Origin of the sequence: Microcystis sp. M083S1, assembly GCF_020246405.1 — a bacterium.
GTDB lineage: Bacteria > Cyanobacteriota > Cyanobacteriia > Cyanobacteriales > Microcystaceae > Microcystis > Microcystis aeruginosa_C.
This window is the reverse complement of sequence record NZ_JADBTB010000237.1, coordinates 1-16531: the sequence shown is the minus strand read 5'-3', so window position 1 is coordinate 16531 and position 16531 is coordinate 1. Positions and strand designations below refer to the sequence as shown.

Below are 16531 nucleotides of genomic sequence, written 5' to 3'. Positions count from 1 at the left end.
CGATGTTACACTTAGCTGGAAACCCTATCCGGCAAGGAATTAATTCGGGGCTGCTGAAAAAGTTTTTCGTGGGGGCAGGGTGTGGGGTGTGGGGTGTGGGGTTTGACCCATTTTCAGGTGGTCAATTACCTAATTTGCAGGGAAAAAATCCCTAAATTTTCCCCCCAAGCACTCCAATGGTAGGCACTTTTTCAGGGAAAAAAAGTCTAAAAGCCTTATCCAACAAGGTTTTTAGATTTATTCAGCAAACCCTAAATAGTAAACTCAAAATCTTGAAAATATTATCCTGTAAATATCGGAATTGTCCTCTAAGATATAGTTTAATAGTTAACTTGTTGTCGGCTATTTATAACTGTGATTTAGGGATAGGTATAGCAACTTCTTAAAAGTTGTCAAACATTAATCTACAAGGAGAATTTATTCTCAATTATGAAAATTTAGATAGTTTTTGCCGCTTAAATAAAGAGGTTTTGATAACCAAATTAAGGCATATCTAAAGAGTTTTAAGTTAAAAGTAAAACTTCAGGTTTTTATTCATAACAAATCTACTAATTAACTAATTTTTTGGGGAAAAATTATATCATTTCTCTAAATGAAAACTACACATCGAATTTAAGTCCCCCTTTTTAAGGGCGATTTAGGGGGATTAAGCTTCTGTAGTCAGACTTTGGAGAATTGGTATTAGTTAACCCGCCATTATAACATATAATTAATTTGCAAGAGTTCTAGTCACTGATAATTGCTGATTGTCGGTATTTCTGCAAATGTGAGATGCAGCCTGGGGAAATCTTTACCTAATCAGATTTTCACCCATCGGGATATACTTGATTGCTATAAAAGATGATAAAGTCCTAAAAAGTAGTAACTTTTTCTGGCAATTTGCCCTGTAGTTAAAACGAACAAAAGAGAGAAGTAAATTCTCTCTTTTGCTCATGAAAATTATGCCAATTTTTCGATAACCGAGGGGAAGTTATTCTATTTGTAATTGGCTCTCGTGTCTTTAACCGCTGCCCAAAAAAATAGGGCTGTTAGTGGCACACTTGCCGCTAGAATTAAGCCAGTGGTGGCATTGCCTAAATCCGGTTCTCCCGAACTAATTTCAAAGACACAACCCACACCAGCGATCGCTGCAATACAGGATAATAACAATAAAACGCCGCTTTTCGGGGTCATCTTCACTCCTCACCTAAATTAACTAATGCCTTTATTTTGTCACTTTCTCGACCGGTTTCACCGCTTGCACGGAAAAACCGTGTTTTTTTAACTCTTCATTGAGTGCCAAATCGTTATCTACTCTATCCACGAACATGACACCATTAAGATGATCCATTTCGTGTTGAATTACCCGCGCTAGTAAACCGTTAGCTTGCAGTTTTCGCGGTTTCCCCTGTTCATCTTTATAACTCACTTCGAGCGCTTGGGGACGGATGACATCTAAAAACACATCGGGAATACTCAAACAACCCTCTTCCGCTTTGCACAATTCCGGACTATAACCGATAATTTGGGGATTAATCAGAATTAGGGGCGGATTTTCTGGTTTATCGGGTTCACAATCGATGACAATCAATTGTTTATTGACTGCCACTTGCGGAGCCGCTAACCCGATACCATTGGAACTATACATAGTTTGTAGCATTTCTCTGGCTAATTGGCGAATGCTGTCATCGACTTTAGCAATCCGCTTGGCCGGTTGACGCAAGACTCGATCGCCGAGATAATGCAGTTCTAAAGGGGGTTTTTCTAATTTGCGTTTTTCTACGGTAATAGTGGCGCTCATAAACTTAATTATCGATGGGATTACACAATGTTGATCTTAGTCACTGGCTCTGGGGCATTTCTCAGGAAAAGGGAGAAAAAAGCCCAGACTCTTCATAAAATTTTACACCGATCACAGACAGTTCGTCCATATCAGGGGGTGGGAATTATGAATTATGAATTATGAATTAGGAAATGGGGGAGTGGGGAAGTGGGGGAGTGGGGAGATTTTTCAGTTATCAGTAAGCAGTAATCAGTAATCAGTGGGGGAGAAGGGAGAGGGGAGAAAAAAGCTGATTGTAACCAGCTACTTATTAGTAATTGGTATTCCTAACCATTGGCTTAATTCCGCTGCTAACCATTCAATTTCGGGCGGACTCAGATAGGCTTTTATCTTACTGCTAATAGTATATTCTTTAGTCCCCGCCCAAATAGTTAAAGCCATCGGCACATAAACTCGATCACCATCACCATCTTTGGTATGATAACTATCAGCTTTCACCAGTTTATTAATATGTTGCCTTGCCATTTTCTTTTTGCCCGGAAGTGTAAAACCAAAAATTCGCTGAATGGCAATAATTTCTTGACTATCAATAGTGATAATTTCCTCCCCTTTGAGACAATAAATAATCTGGTAAAGCATTCCTAAACCCACAAACCAAAAAGGCAAGGAAAAGAGCAGAAAAAACCAACTCATCCACAGAGGAATAGAAATTGCTCCTCCTGTCCATACTAATAAAAAAGCGTTCCAACCGATGGCAAAAGCTCCAAGAAAAATTAATTTAGGGGTAAAACCTTCGGGAGGTAAAGATATTTTAATTTTCTCCTCGCTTTTTTGCAACTGTACCCGACTCCCTGCGGGTTTTTCAAGGTTCGAGGAAGTTAATTGCATTTCGTGGAGAGTATTTAAAGCTTGATTTGCTGCCTGTGCTGAAACAAACCTTTTTTCGAGACTAGGTTCAATTAACTGCCCTAACCAATGAACAAAAGCAGGGCTTAAATTAGCTAAATTATTTAATTGAATTTTGCCATCTTTTTGGGGTAAATCGGCGGGATGAATGCCTGTAGCTAGATAGATTAAAGTGGCTCCTAAACTGTATAAATCAGAAGCGGCAACGGTGCGACCACCAAATTGTTCGGGGGGCATATAACCGTAGGTTCCGACAATAGTTAAAGTGGCCTGTTCCTGTTGAGCAACAGTCTGGACAGAACCAAAATCAATTAAATAAACATTACCGATACTATGACCCGATCGATCTTTTAGTAAAATATTACTAGGTTTCAAATCTCGATGGATAATTGGCGGGTTAAGTCCATGGAGATAAATTAAAATACCTAGGATAGATTTAGCTAATTCTTGTAGGTCTGCTTCAATAAATTTGCGACCAGTTTCTATCTGTTCCTTGAGAGATTTAGCCTCGATATAACTCTGAACAAGGGCAAAACCTTGATAGGTATCGGTGCGAACTTCAAAATAGTCGATATATTCAGGAATCGAGCGACAATCTAGATGTTTAAGAGTTTCTGCTTCCCGTTCAAAAAGTTTTAAATCTGTCCATTCAAAATCGGGACTGAAGATTAATAATTTGACGACAACAGTAGCGCCCGTTTTTAAATCTTGGGACAGAAACGTGCGTCTTCCGGTTTGTTTACCTAACTGACTTTGAATTTGGTATCGATCGCCTAAAATTTGCCCTGGCAGCATACAATATATTCCTAGGATAATCCTACTTCTAGGCTAATCGAGAAATTTCTCAACCGCAAGCTAAGAAAACGGAAGTTTGACCGAATCATCAAAACTTTAGCATCTCCCAGGATAACTGCGGTGAAATTCAATTGTATCGCCTGTTTTTTGCTAATCTCTGGGCTGAGGGATGTATTTTTTCAGGTTAAAAGAGAAAATAGGCATCAGAAAAGAAAATTGACCTCTCTCCGTCTGGGAAAATTCAGTACAAATGTTCAGGCTGTCAACTCCAGTGCTGCCATGCAGTCTGAAGGAGTAATTTAGATAGTCAACAGCTTAGGGTACAAGGGAGCAGTCAGTTTAATTCCCATCGAGGTGGAGTTTCCTGATATAGTTTTAAAAGCAGTCGGTTCAAGACAAAAAGACATGGTTACTAGGGGCGAACGAGGAGTAGAAGTGAGGAAAAACGAGAACTTTTCTCTGGCTTCCTATCTGGAGGAAAAGCGGTTGATTGTCGAGTCAGCTTTGGATAGCTCTTTAGTTATCGGCAATCCTGCCAAAATCTACGAGGCGATGCGCTATTCTCTCCTCGCCGGTGGCAAACGTCTGCGGCCGATTTTATGTCTGGCTACCTGTGAATTGATGGGGGGTTCCCTAGAGATGGCTTTACCCACCGCTTGCGCCCTAGAAATGATTCACACTATGTCATTAATTCATGACGATTTACCCGCCATGGATAACGATGATTACCGACGCGGGAAATTAACCAATCACAAGGTTTTTGGCGAAGATATCGCTATTTTAGCCGGGGATGGTCTCCTGGCCTACGCTTTCGAGTATGTGGTTACCCAGACTCGTAATGTACCTCCTGTACAGGTTTTAGATGTAATTGCCCGTTTAGGTCGCACGGTCGGGGCAGCGGGTTTGGTGGGAGGTCAGGTTTTAGACTTGGAATCCGAAGGAAAACCGGATATTTCGGCGGAAACTCTCGGTTTTATCCATACTCAGAAAACTGGGGCCCTGTTGGAGACTTCTGTGGTGTCGGGGGCAGTTTTAGCGGGGGCAAAAGGGGAAGATATAGCTAAATTAGCCCTTTACGCTCAAAATATTGGCTTGGCTTTCCAAATTATCGATGATGTTCTCGATATCACGGCGACAAAGGAGGAATTGGGCAAAACCGCCGGTAAGGATCTACAGGCACAAAAAGCCACCTATCCTAGTCTCTGGGGGATAGAAGGGTCCCGCCAGCAAGCTCAACAGTTAATAGATAGTGCCATCAATGAATTGAGTGGCTACGATGAGGCCGCTGAACCTTTACGGGCCATCGCCGAGTATATTGTTAATCGTAAAAATTAAATTAAACGAATGAGATTATGCAGGACTTCGAGCAGGTGTTACACAATCAAATACTGCTAGTCTCTCTTTTAGCTTGTTTCACTGCCCAAGGACTAAAAGCGCTGATTGAGTTAATCCGCGATGGTAAGGTGAGTCTGCGCTATTTAGTCTCGTCGGGGGGAATGCCTAGCGCTCACTCGGCGCTGGTGGGGGCCTTGGCTACTGGGGTAGGATTACAGGTGGGTTGGTCTAGTCCCGAATTTGCGATTGCCGCGCTTTTTGCGGTTATTGTTATGTATGATGCGGCCGGAGTGCGTCAGGCAGCGGGAAAACAGGCCCGGATTCTCAATCAAATTATCGATGAAATGTTCCAGGAGGGCAAGGAATTTAACGAGGAACGTTTAAAGGAATTAATTGGTCATACTCCTTTTCAGGTGCTGGTCGGTTTAAGTTTAGGTATCGGTATCGCCATGGTGCTGCTCTGTCGTTAATTGAGGTGTTTTCTGGGGTTGAGATAAACTAGATTTAATAACTAAAATCCGGGGTAATCACTCATGTTACAATCCCTGAAAATTGAAGGCTTTCGCGGTTGTCTCTTCTCGTTTCTGTGTGGAAGGAAGAAGAATAGCAATAATTTTCTGGAAATATAGTCTGACCTCGTTGAAGGTTGTAAATTGTCAGGAAGCTGCCAAGGCTGATTTTGGCGAACCATTGCATTAAGAATGACTAAGATTTTCCGCACACAAGCAGTAAGAGCCAGTGTTTTTGATTTAGCGCGTCCGACTAGGCGTTCGTAAAAGGCTTTAATCACTGGATTATGTTGAGGAAGAATATCAAATTCGGCAATTTCGAGACAGTGATCCCCTGATCTCCCAGACTTTCACCGAATTAAATCTCACTGTCAATCAGATTTTCTTAAGTCTGTAGTCTGTAGGGTGTGTATCGTCCACCTTACTCTTTTCGCTTTTTTCTTCAGCTTGAGGGGGTGATTTTGTCAGTTAAAATCCGCAATTATTGCCTTTATTTGCTCAATATGATGGGGTTTTAAGCCATTAAGCTCAATTTCTTTTATCGCTTTGGCTCATTGTCAGCTGTAGAACATTTAGATTGGTCATTTAGGCAAGGGAACAGGGAACGGGGAAAAGGGAGGCTCTCTCTCAACAAATTTGGCGGGCTATTCCCTTAAGTTGACACCAATGAACGCTTGCGCCCTCCCCTAGATAACCCTGCTTATCACCACAAGTACGCGATAGCCTAAATGTTAATTTTTATTAAATTGTCATGCAGAATACATTATAGGGGGGGTAGTGTGTATCGTTAATTAAAGGTCGCCTTTGGGGTTGGGTTACGTTGTCCCTCAACCCAACCTAATTGTCCAAAATAAAGATTTTTTGAGCTAAATTGATGTTTAATTTTGGTGGGTCAAGCAAAATACGATTTGATGGATTCTATTACTCTGAACCCTATGAAGAACACTTTGGGGAAGTAGATTTTCTGCGGTTTTACCGTGACGGTTCTTGCATTAAGCACTGGACTCAATCAAACGACATCGACTTCATCATGCAGTACATTGACGTACCAGCAGCTAGACATGGCCAGAACACTCTATCTGGATGGGCTGGAACATTCAGCGTTAATCAAGGAGACCTCTTTATAAACAGCAATTCTCATTTTGAAACGATTTTGCGTTGTTTCAGCGATCTAGAGATTCGTTAAGAATTATTAACCCCTCTGGGTGCAAGGGTTTTAATGTCATGAAACCTTAAAATGAGAATTGCTGCTTTATAAACTTACTAGGCGGGTCCGGCGGTAAAGAATTTTATGAGGGTGTAATATTGCCAAATGGAGATCTAAAAACTAACTGGCAACTGACTCCTTCCAATCCTTCTTATGGGCCTCGCCGTCGTTACCAATTATATTTTTGGTTTCGTCCTCATCGTTTTTGGCAGCGATAGTGCGATCGCAGATTGTGTAGAGAGTTTGTCGGGTGGGCAATGCCCACCTTGCATTTAAGGTAAAATAGAGCCAAGGAAGTTAGTAGAGAGAGAATGCTATTTTGCCAGCTATGAGCCAAACTTTACCTAAAACTGTTAATTTCGAGGAATTTGTCCGTTGGCTGCCTGAAAATTCGGGAGTGCGTTATGAGCTACACAAGGGAAATATTATTGAAATGGCACAACCCGCAGGAGAACACGAGGAAATCAAAGGATTTTTAACTGTTAAACTCAGTGGAATAATTGATAGACTAGGGCTTCCTTATTTAATTCCTAACCAAGCGATTGTCAGACCTGCTGGTAAAAATTCTGGTTATTTTCCTGATGTATTAGTGCTAAATCGAACCAAGCTCGCTCAGGAAAAATTATGGAAAAAAGAATCAATCCTTAGTGAGGGTGCATCTATCCCTCTGATCATTGAAGTGGTATCGACCAACTGGCGTGATGATTACTACTTAAAATTTGCTGATTATGAAGAAATGGGTATTCCTGAATATTGGATTGTCGATTATGCAGCCTTAGGTGGGCGTAATTTTCTTGGCACTCCTAAACAACCGACCATCTCTGTTTGTCGCTTAGTTGAGGAAGAATATCAAATTCGGCAATTTCGAGACAGTGATCGCCTAATTTCCCAGACTTTCACGGAATTAAATCTCACTGTCAATCAGATTTTCTTAAGTCTGTAGAGTGTGCATCGTCCGCCTTACTCTTTTCGCTTTTTTCTTCAGTTTGAGGGGTTGATTTTGCCGCTTAAAATCCGCAATTATTGCCTTTATTTACTCCATCTGCTTGGGTTTTTAAGCCATTAATCTCAATTTATTTTATCGCTTTGGCTCATTGTCAGCTGTAGAACATTTAGATTGGTCATTTAGGCAAGGGAACAGGGAACAGGAAAAGGGAGGCTCTCTCTCAACAAATTTGGCGGGCTATTCCCTTAAGTTGACACCAATGATCCTATGCGCCCATAATGTAATATAGATATTTCTACAAAATTGAGATGCACCCATTCAAGATTACCCTTCAATCCAAAGCAACGGAACTAAATCATCGACAAAGCAGGATAAATCCGCAAAATCATAAGGATATTGATTAGACATTCTCTTAAAATCATGTTCTGGGATTGTTCTCATTTTTACCCCAGCAAGTTTTTGAAAATTTGTTATTGATTTAATCTGTTTATAATTATCGGTAGGGGTGATAGAGATTATTACTCCATTACAAGCCATTTCCCAATGATTATTATAGGAACGATTCTGACGAGCTAGGGCTTTTTGTCCGCGACTGCCTATTTGAAAATCTTCTGGCCCCCTGATTCTTCCCCAAGGTTTTCTTCTAATCTTAAAACTGGTATTTATATTATTATTTTCTTGAATAAAATTTTTAATCTTTGCGGCTGTCCCTTTCGGAGAACAATCTGTCCAGTCATATTTCAAATGAATATGTGGTAGCTCTTGAGAAGTTTGTGGTTTAAACCCAATAATGATTAATCGTCGAGAAAATTCCCTGAGAAAATTTCGGAAGACTAACTCTGATGGTACAACTTGTGGAGATTTAACTTGTGTTCTATTTAGCAAAGGTTGAAAATGTTTAATTAGATATAGTTCAATTTCATTTAATTCTTCATTATTGCAAACTTGCCAAGCTATTCTTACAGGATAATCTTGATTAATTTCTTGTAATTGATATATACGATGGTGATTTTTCCAGCGAGTTAAAAGATTAACTGCTTGACCAATATAAAGAATTCTATTTTGAGAATCGATAGCAAAATATATGGCCGAACAATCAGGAAGTTGATTTAAATTATCTAGTTCTACTGAAGACATTGCCAAAGGATCGGGCAGCATAAACCTAGTCTTATTTTATTTTCAAGATAATAATTTTCTGTAATTGCTATCAATTATAACTCATTGTTGGCTTAATTTTTTAAGGCAAGGGTTTTAAAATTGCTGTAACCTTTATCCTGTATGCTTTTTAGCGAATAAGGTAGGCAGAACATTGCCGAGATTGCGCTCGCCAATTGGCTCGCTCAAACCCTAATCAATTCCTTAACCTCAAAATGGTCTTTTTGTACTAACAAATATTCGAGTATAACGCTCAATGCGTTTGCTAGACTGCATTTGAGACAATTTATCAAATTTTCGGTTCCAGAAATGAGCGAAGGGTGAGTGATAAAATTCATGTCAGCGAAGAAGTCCGTCAAGCTGTGGAAGAAGAAGGAGTCTAAGATAGTTTATTTACATCCTTACTCTCTCGACTTTACCTCGATTGAAAACTATTGAAAACTTTTGCCCAAAAGCCAAGTCTATCTTGGGAAAATTGCAACCGAAAAATTATCGAGACTTAGACAAGGCTCTCGAAGAAGGTTTTAGGTCAGTCTCCAAGAAAGACACCCGTAATTGCTGCAATCACTGTTGTGATTATACCTCATCTGTCCGAGAAAAACTGTAAGTATTTATAAAGTAAAATTTAAAATAAATAATGTCGTGGGTTGGTAGAGCTAAAATACTATATAAGATTTAAGGGAGTGTGGACGGAATTATTCTAATCCCGATACCTGACAGTACTCCACCGGGAAGTAACTATTTTTTAGAGCCAGAAAATATAATGAGAGAAATTTGGGGATCCCTATTTATTTTTTTAGTCTGTCCCATCATCGGGGGACTGCCTCTGATCGATTGGATAAATTATCTCGTAACTGGACGTAAATTATCCCAATTAGGGACCGGTAATATCGGTGTAACTGCCGCTTTTTACCATGGGGGTAAATTGGTGGGAATTTTGGCGGTAATTTCGGAAGCAGCCAAGGGAATTATCGTTATTTTCCTAACCCGTTTCTTTTTTCCCACTGGCTCTTCTTGGGAATTATTAGCTTTAATTGCCTTAGTCGTGGGGCGCTATTGGTTAGGAAAAGGTGCGGGAACGACTAATGTTTTCTGGGGATTAATCGTTCACGATTTTGTCGCTGTTTTTCTCACCTCAATCATTAGTGGGATTAGCTTTACTATTTTTCGAGAAAAATCTACGGGTAGATTGGTAGGATTATTTTTATTAGCTTTAATTCTCACCTTGCGCCGTCCCCACGATTCAGGTTATATTATAACTGCCATTGCTTTAGCCTGTTTATTAGGGGCAATTTTTCAAAAAATCGCCGACGATTTAGACTTACCTGAAGCAAGTGTTAACAATGAATCAAAAACTATGTTTCGTTTTTTTCGTGGAGATCGATCGATCCAAACTCTTGATGACAATCTGGCAGCTTCAAAAGTGGGACAAAAGGCCGCCACTTTAGCCGATCTTAAGCGTGCCGGTTATCCCATTCCTAGGGGTTGGATTTTACCACCAGGAGATGATCCACAACCCTTAATAGAATCTCTTCATCCTGATATTAATCATCCCTTAGTCGTGCGATCTTCCGCTATTGGAGAAGATAGTGAAACCGCTTCATCTGCGGGACAATATACTACAATTCTTAACGTCATTGATCGAGAAAATTTAGCGGCGGCGATTTTAAGTTGCCAAACCTCCTATAATAGTCCTAATGCTGTTAATTATCGACTCGATCGAGGTCAAGAAAACACGGCCATGGCTGTGTTAATTCAAGAACAAATTCGAGGAGTTTTTTCGGGGGTTGCCTTCAGTCGCGATCCGATTAATCCTCTCAGTTTAGATGTAGTTATTGAAGCTTTACCCGGAGATGCTACCAGAGTTGTATCGGGAAGAATCACCCCCGAAAGTTATCGAGTTAATTTAGAAGAAAATATTATCATCGGAGCGGGAGATATTCCCCCTGCTATTATTCAACAGGTAGCTAATCTTTGTCGGCAATTAGAAAACCTTGATCATGGCATTCCCCAAGATATAGAATGGACTCATGACGGACAAAAATTATGGTTATTACAGTGCCGTCCTATCACTAATTTACAGCCAATTTGGACAAGAAAAATCGCTGCTGAAGTTATCCCCGGTGTGATTCGTCCTTTGCCTTGGTCAATTAATCGTCCTTTAACCTGTGGAGTTTGGGGAGATATTTTTCGGTTAGTTTTAGACAAAAAAGCCCTCGATTTGGACTTCAATGAAACGGCGACTTTACACTATCAAAGAGCCTATTTTAATGCTTCTTTGTTAGGAACAATTTTCCGTCGCATGGGATTACCTCCAGAAAGCTTAGAATTCCTGACCAAAGGGGCAAAGTTTACCAAACCACCTTTAACGGCAACCTTGGCTAATTCCCCTGGTTTATTAAAACTTTTAGGACGGGAATTACAGTTAGAAAAAGACTTTAGCCAAGATCAAGAAAACTATTTTATCCCGACGCTCAAAAAAATTAACGCTACTTCCCCAGAAGCTTTATCTTCAGGGGAGATTTTAGAGCAAATTGAGGAGATTTTAACCGTCTTAAAAAAAGCTACCTATTATAGTATTCTTGCCCCTCTTAGCTTCGCCTTGCGTCGCAGTATTTCCCGAGTACCTTTTGAGAAATTGGATAACTCCCAAGCACCAGAAATAGCCTCGATGCGATCGCTATCTGAACTGAGAAAAAATACGATCAATCGAGATTTTGACTCGGCTTTTTCCCTCTGGTTAGAAACCTACGGTTATTTAAGCGAAGTGGGGACCGATATTTCCATACCGAGATGGCGAGAAAATCCCCAATATCTGCTACAACTACCCTTAGATAGTCCGGGCAATAATAGCCATAAAAAAGTTAAATCTTCCCACAATGTCCAAAAAAGATTAAATATCAAAAACCAAGTTACTGAAATTTACTCCCGTCTTTTAGCTCACCTACGCTGGCATTTTCTCGCATTAGAAACCCTCTGGTTACAGCAGCAAATATTATCGGAGACGGGAGATATATTTTATCTAAATTACTCAGAAGTTATCCAGTTAGGTCAGAATAATAAAATCGCCAATCTTAAGCAAATTATCCGTCAGCGTCGCCAACAATTCCAAGAAAACTCTCAATTAACCGATATTCCCTATATCGTTTATGGACAACCCCCGAAAAAAGAATTTTTAGTCTCAAATTTAACTGCCAAAAAACGCTTACAGGGAATTGCCGCTAGTGGGGGGACAGTGGAGGGACGAGTCAAAATTATGCCCAGCTTACAAAATCTAGAAATTTCCCCTAATACTATTCTCGTTATTCCCTATACTGACTCAGGATGGTCCCCTTTATTATCCCGGGCTGTGGGCATTATTGCCGAGGTGGGGGGACAATTATCCCATGGTGCTATTATTGCCAGAGAATACGGAATTCCGGCGGTTATGGATGTGCATAATGCCATGAAATTGTTAAAAGATGGTCAATTAATTCGTCTCGATGGCACTCAAGGAATTATTGAAATTCTCTAGGCATTAGGGGACAGGGTGTGGGGTGTGGGGTGTGGGGTGTGGGGTGTGGGAATTATGAATTATGAATTATGAATTATGAATTATGAATTATGAATTGGGGGAGACCACTTCGTGCGCGTTGCGGGGGGAAGTGGGGAAATTGAACTAAAACCCCAAAACCCCAAAACCCCAAAACCCCAACACCTAAAACCTATCTCCCGACTTCTGAATACTGACTCGGAGACTCCTATCTCCTGAATACTGACTCCTAACGCAATGTTGGTCAAAGATAAGCAAAAATTATCTATTGACTCTACAAACTTGAGAATATTTAAATTAACATTCCGCAATATTTACAAATTCTTAAAAATTAATTGAGAAAGATTTTTATTTAACAACGATGTTATGCTGGTTACAGCGATTTTACTGAATTTCATAATGGGGCATTATATGCTTTTTTGGGCAGCAACGGTTGAAACCCTTGCCACACCTAGAAGGTAATCCTAACTAAGACAGGTAAATGAGTCAATTTTACCCACAACGATGATCTTTTTTTTGTGTAGTTTTATTGCAAAAAAAAAGTTTTTTTGACAAAAAGCACAAAGTATGCGTTATGAAGTGGGGTAATGGGAATTATGAATTATGAATTATGAATTATGAATTACGAATTGGGGAGGTGGGGAAGTGGGGTAGTTCGGAAGTTATCTGCTATTTTCCAATAAAAACCTTCTTTCTGCCCGAACAATTGCCTCTCTAGTGGCTAAAACTGCCTCCCTATCCACCGAAAGAGAAGTCACACCCCAAGCAATCAGATCATCGATAAGTTCGGGATACTGGACGATAGCCATGCCGCAAACGGAACAGGGAATCTGTAAAAGTTTTGCCTGAGTAATAATTTGTTTTAAAGCTGCCCTGACTGCGGGATGACGGGCGTTAAAATATTCTGAGAAATGTTCTCGATCGCTACCTAAAAGTAATTGAGTTAAATCATTAGTACCAATAGCGATCAATTGTACGCCCGCTTGCACATAATCCCTCAATTGAAAGATTACCCCCGGTACTTCCACCATTATCCCCAATTGGAAAGAAGGGACTTGAGTGAGTAAAGCTGATTGTACCCGTTGCCGGCAGAAAATAAATTCCTCAACCCCGCGGACAAAGGGAAGCAGTAAATTAATATTGGTGGCGCCGGTGGTTTGTACCCGTCGTAAAGCTTGCAATTCTAGATCGAATAGAGTCGGATCTAATATATAACCATGGGTTCCCCGACTGTCTTTAGCCGAATCTTGAGCATCAAAAGAACGGTAAAATAAAGGCTTAGGCTGGATACTAAGGGCAAATTGTGCGATTAAATCACTTAATCTCTCGATCAATGCTTCTTGATGCTCTGGTGTTAACCATTCTTCTAGATTGCGCTGAGAAAGTAACTCTAGAATCATCCATTCTGAGCGCAATAAACCGATCCCATCAATAGGCAGTTCTCGGATTCCGGCAATACTTTCAGTTTGACTGAGATTAACCATCAAACGGGTAGCAATTGCCGTGCCGTCAGTTTCTCTGGGGGGTGCTGGGGGTAAGGAAATCTCTTCCTGAGATGCTAGAGAAATAATTCCCCTCGTACCATCTACTAAAATTATCTCGCCTGAGCGGATAATTTCCGTGGCATTTTTCACCCCGACAATGGCAGGAATGGCTAATTCCCGGGCTAAAATGGCTCCATGGCTAGTTAATCCCCCCTGTTCCGTGATCATTGCTCGAATTTGGCGTAAATGGGGCAGTTTTTTCGGAGGTAAATTAGTAGTAACCAGAATGCAATCCTGAAAATTTGCCTCTGGGGAGTCGAAATTGCTGATCACTTTTGCCACTCCCGATGCCAAACCTGGGGATGCCCCTAATCCTCTTAAGGGATAATTGGAGGTAGTAGGGGTGATTTCCTGACTGTGACAGTTGAGAATATAAATTTGACCATCCAGCATCATCAGCCATTCTATGCTGGTTAACGTCGGTTTTTCCGCCAGTAGAGATTGAACCAGTTGACAAAGGCGATCGAGGGCGAAATTATCTAAACAGTAGCCTTCCTGTAAACTGGGTGCTAATAATTGTGCCGCAAGCAGATTACTGTCACTATTGAGATAATAAGCGCGGGATTTATTGCCTAATTGCCGACTGCGTAATTGACCGGAGCGATCGATAATATAGGTATCCGGTGCCACTTCTCCATTAACTAAACTGTGTCCTAACCCCCAAACTGCCTGAATTTGCCAGTTATCGTCATTAATCAACACATTTCCCGCACAATTGGCTGGTAATAACGGTTGTACCAGTAAAGATAATTGAATTTTTTCTAAACCAATTCCCATTTTTCGCCAATAAAATAGACTTTTGGCGTTGAATAACTCCGCCCAAGCTTGTTTTAGGGCATTTTCTAGATTATCTGCTTTAATTCCACTGATTGGGGCGGAAAATAAACCGAGAGTTCGCCGAGCCAGATTAGCTGGCAGGGAAAAGCGCCATACTAGGGTATCCATGGATAATTGTGCCACGGCCGCCCCTAGTTCTTCTAACCAGAGAGGAGGAATTTCCGCTTGTAAAATGGCGCGGCGACTCTCTTTGGCGACTAATTGCAGAGCTTTTGCGTTATCTACGTCTAAATAGAGGGAAGATTGCGGAAAATCAGTCAGAAACGAGTCAGCATTGTTGATAGTTTCCAAAAATTCCGCAAAAATGCGGTTAAAAATGGCAAATCCCCCGATAATTGGGTATCCTCGCTGGTGTAATTCACTGGCAATAAAAGCTTTTTCCCCCACCAGGGGGCGATCAGAAGCACTAATGCGATCGAGCCAGCAGAGAATGGTCACGGGATTTGTTAAGAATGGTGAAAGGATTCTAAAATAATCTAGGTGATTTTTGTAACTCTTTACTTCTACCTGCCAGTTTAACTCACCGTCACTATCTTGAGGATGATCTGGGGAGTGGGAATTATGAATGTATGAATTATGAATTATGAAGTGGGGAGATGGGAGAATAATAAAAGCAATCTCCTGACTACTGACTCCTATCTCCTGATTACTGACTCCTATCTCCTTAGCTGATAAGATAGGATTCGGACAATATTCGATCGCTGCGAGAAATTCATGGACACACCTGCGAAAGTTTTGTTAGTGGATGACGAACCGGGGGTTCGTGAATCTGTGCAAGCATATCTACAGTACGGGGATGACTTCGAGGTAAGAACTGCTAGTAATGCTAACGAAGCCTGGGATTTACTTAATCAAGAAATCCCAGAATTAGTCATCTCCGATATTATGATGCCGCAGGTGGATGGCTATCAGTTTCTCAAGAAATTGCGCGAAGATGCTCGTTTTCAGACAATTCCCGTGGTTTTTCTCACCGCTAGGGGGATGACAAGCGATCGCATTCAGGGTTATAATGCCGGTTGTGATGCTTATTTATCCAAGCCTTTCGATCCCGAAGAATTAGAAGCATTAATCAAGTCTTTAATCGAGCGCCGTCGTCAATCCTTGCAAGCCACCAGCGAAAACGCTAGATTAGAAGAAATTGCCCGAGATATCCGGGAATTAAAACAGCAGGTGGGACAACAGAACACTTTTACTACTACTCCCCCCCCGATTAAAATTGATCTTACCCCCCGGGAACAAAGTGTTTTAGATCTAGTAGCGGAGGGATTGATGAATAAAGAAATTGCCAGTCGTCTAGAAACCAGCGTCAGAAACGTAGAAAAATACGTCAGTCGCTTATTTAGCAAGACTGGTACTAATAGTCGCACGGAATTGGTACGTTTTGCCCTAAAACACGGTTTAACCAGTTAATATAGCAGCTAAGGACAAAGTAGCGGACCGGAGTGTCAATAACTGACGATGACAAGCAACTGAATTACCGATGGAAAAACAACTGGCTCTATTGGATTTGGTGGGTAAAATGTATTCTAAGATACATTCCTCCTAGAGAGGGGGTGGAACGAACCACAAAGACACAAAGGACACAAAGATCGATCAATCCTATGTAAGTTAAACTTATCACACACAACCTAGAAGAGCCAACAACTTTGGCAGCGAATCACCCCCAGAGATAATTTATGTTTGTTTTTATCAGAAGCGGCTAATTTATATCAAGTATGTTGGCTCTCTTAGGTTTGGTGGGTAAAATGTATTCTAAGATACAGTCCTGCTGGCGAGGGAGTGGAATGAACCACAAAGACACAAAGGACACAAAGATTGATCGCTCCTATATAAGTTAAAGTTATCACATAAAGAATAAGAGAGCAGTTGGGTTTCCCGCAAGTGTCGCTCATTTTTGATAGACAAAAGTTATTGCTGTCACCCCCAACACAACTTTACTGTCCCACCCGCCAAATTTTGATAGTATTGTCCCAACTACCACTAGCTAAATAGCGACCATCGGG

The 16531-nt window shown here is 40.9% G+C and carries 11 protein-coding genes and 4 pseudogenes; 7 read left to right on the top strand and 8 right to left on the bottom strand.

What is annotated here, in order from left to right; translation table 11 throughout:
* Positions 1-197: 197 nt before the first annotated feature.
* Positions 198-386, top strand: a pseudogene (locus IM450_RS21365) (IS5/IS1182 family transposase); the annotation flags it as partial.
* A 589-nt stretch (positions 387-975) separates the two neighbouring features.
* Here the strand turns inward: IM450_RS21365 and IM450_RS21360 are convergent.
* The 3 genes from IM450_RS21360 to IM450_RS21350 form a co-directional block, all read right to left on the bottom strand.
* Positions 976-1173: a hypothetical protein gene (locus IM450_RS21360; RefSeq protein ID WP_002801303.1), complete on the bottom strand. Its 198-nt coding sequence runs from the start codon at positions 1171-1173 to the stop codon at positions 976-978.
* Between the two features lie 31 nt (positions 1174-1204).
* Positions 1205-1780 (bottom strand): peptide deformylase, encoded by a 576-nt coding sequence (gene def / locus IM450_RS21355; RefSeq protein ID WP_002801305.1) that lies wholly within the window; start codon positions 1778-1780, stop codon positions 1205-1207.
* A gap of 285 nt (positions 1781-2065) precedes the next feature.
* A complete protein-coding gene (locus IM450_RS21350) occupies positions 2066-3463 on the bottom strand; it encodes a serine/threonine protein kinase (protein WP_287670073.1) in 1398 nt (465 codons plus the stop codon).
* Between the two features lie 405 nt (positions 3464-3868).
* On the opposite strand from IM450_RS21350, the gene crtE reads away from it, so the two are divergent.
* Positions 3869-4798, top strand: a complete 930-nt coding sequence (crtE, locus tag IM450_RS21345) for a geranylgeranyl diphosphate synthase CrtE (protein ID WP_287670075.1) — start codon at positions 3869-3871, stop codon at positions 4796-4798.
* Between the two features lie 17 nt (positions 4799-4815).
* Positions 4816-5268: a divergent PAP2 family protein gene (locus tag IM450_RS21340; RefSeq protein ID WP_004163729.1), complete on the top strand. Its 453-nt coding sequence runs from the start codon at positions 4816-4818 to the stop codon at positions 5266-5268.
* A 197-nt stretch (positions 5269-5465) separates the two neighbouring features.
* On the opposite strand, the pseudogene IM450_RS21335 reads toward IM450_RS21340, so the two are convergent.
* A pseudogene (locus IM450_RS21335) lies at positions 5466-5594 on the bottom strand (IS110 family transposase); the annotation flags it as partial.
* 2 nt (positions 5595-5596) lie between these two features.
* On the opposite strand from IM450_RS21335, the pseudogene IM450_RS21330 reads away from it, so the two are divergent.
* Positions 5597-5704, top strand: a pseudogene (locus tag IM450_RS21330) (Uma2 family endonuclease); the annotation flags it as partial.
* A 930-nt stretch (positions 5705-6634) separates the two neighbouring features.
* On the opposite strand, the gene IM450_RS21325 reads toward IM450_RS21330, so the two are convergent.
* Positions 6635-6772 carry a hypothetical protein gene (locus IM450_RS21325; protein WP_287670080.1) on the bottom strand — a complete coding sequence of 46 codons (138 nt, stop codon included), beginning with the start codon at positions 6770-6772 and terminating at the stop codon, positions 6635-6637.
* Between the two features lie 70 nt (positions 6773-6842).
* On the opposite strand from IM450_RS21325, the gene IM450_RS21320 reads away from it, so the two are divergent.
* Positions 6843-7457, top strand: a complete 615-nt coding sequence (locus IM450_RS21320; protein WP_287670082.1) for a Uma2 family endonuclease — start codon at positions 6843-6845, stop codon at positions 7455-7457.
* A gap of 327 nt (positions 7458-7784) precedes the next feature.
* On the opposite strand, the gene IM450_RS21315 is transcribed toward IM450_RS21320, so the two are convergent.
* Positions 7785-8618, bottom strand: a complete 834-nt coding sequence (locus IM450_RS21315; protein WP_287670084.1) for a GIY-YIG nuclease family protein — start codon at positions 8616-8618, stop codon at positions 7785-7787.
* Between the two features lie 760 nt (positions 8619-9378).
* Between IM450_RS21315 and IM450_RS21310 the strand changes: the two genes are divergently transcribed.
* Entirely contained in the window at positions 9379-12129 is a 2751-nt protein-coding gene (locus tag IM450_RS21310) for a glycerol-3-phosphate acyltransferase (protein WP_287670086.1), read from the top strand.
* A 680-nt stretch (positions 12130-12809) separates the two neighbouring features.
* Here IM450_RS21310 and IM450_RS21305 read toward each other — a convergent pair.
* A complete protein-coding gene (locus IM450_RS21305) occupies positions 12810-14966 on the bottom strand; it encodes a putative PEP-binding protein (protein WP_287670088.1) in 2157 nt (718 codons plus the stop codon).
* A gap of 276 nt (positions 14967-15242) precedes the next feature.
* On the opposite strand from IM450_RS21305, the gene IM450_RS21300 reads away from it, so the two are divergent.
* Positions 15243-15938 (top strand): response regulator transcription factor, encoded by a 696-nt coding sequence (locus IM450_RS21300; RefSeq protein ID WP_002795661.1) that lies wholly within the window; start codon positions 15243-15245, stop codon positions 15936-15938.
* Positions 15939-16462: 524 nt separating this feature from the next.
* On the opposite strand, the pseudogene IM450_RS21295 reads toward IM450_RS21300, so the two are convergent.
* Positions 16463-16531 (bottom strand): annotated as a pseudogene (locus IM450_RS21295) (WD40 repeat domain-containing protein); the annotation flags it as partial.

Coding starts and splice junctions, on each gene's coding strand:
- def (WP_002801305.1), bottom strand. CDS start 1,780: ATGAGCGCCACTATTACCGTAGAAAAACGCAAATTAGAAAAACCCCCT.
- IM450_RS21340 (WP_004163729.1), top strand. CDS start 4,816: ATGCAGGACTTCGAGCAGGTGTTACACAATCAAATACTGCTAGTCTCT.
- IM450_RS21360 (WP_002801303.1), bottom strand. CDS start 1,173: ATGACCCCGAAAAGCGGCGTTTTATTGTTATTATCCTGTATTGCAGCG.
- crtE (WP_287670075.1), top strand. CDS start 3,869: ATGGTTACTAGGGGCGAACGAGGAGTAGAAGTGAGGAAAAACGAGAAC.
- IM450_RS21315 (WP_287670084.1), bottom strand. CDS start 8,618: ATGCTGCCCGATCCTTTGGCAATGTCTTCAGTAGAACTAGATAATTTA.
- IM450_RS21300 (WP_002795661.1), top strand. CDS start 15,243: ATGGACACACCTGCGAAAGTTTTGTTAGTGGATGACGAACCGGGGGTT.
- IM450_RS21350 (WP_287670073.1), bottom strand. CDS start 3,463: ATGCTGCCAGGGCAAATTTTAGGCGATCGATACCAAATTCAAAGTCAG.
- IM450_RS21320 (WP_287670082.1), top strand. CDS start 6,843: ATGAGCCAAACTTTACCTAAAACTGTTAATTTCGAGGAATTTGTCCGT.
- IM450_RS21310 (WP_287670086.1), top strand. CDS start 9,379: ATGAGAGAAATTTGGGGATCCCTATTTATTTTTTTAGTCTGTCCCATC.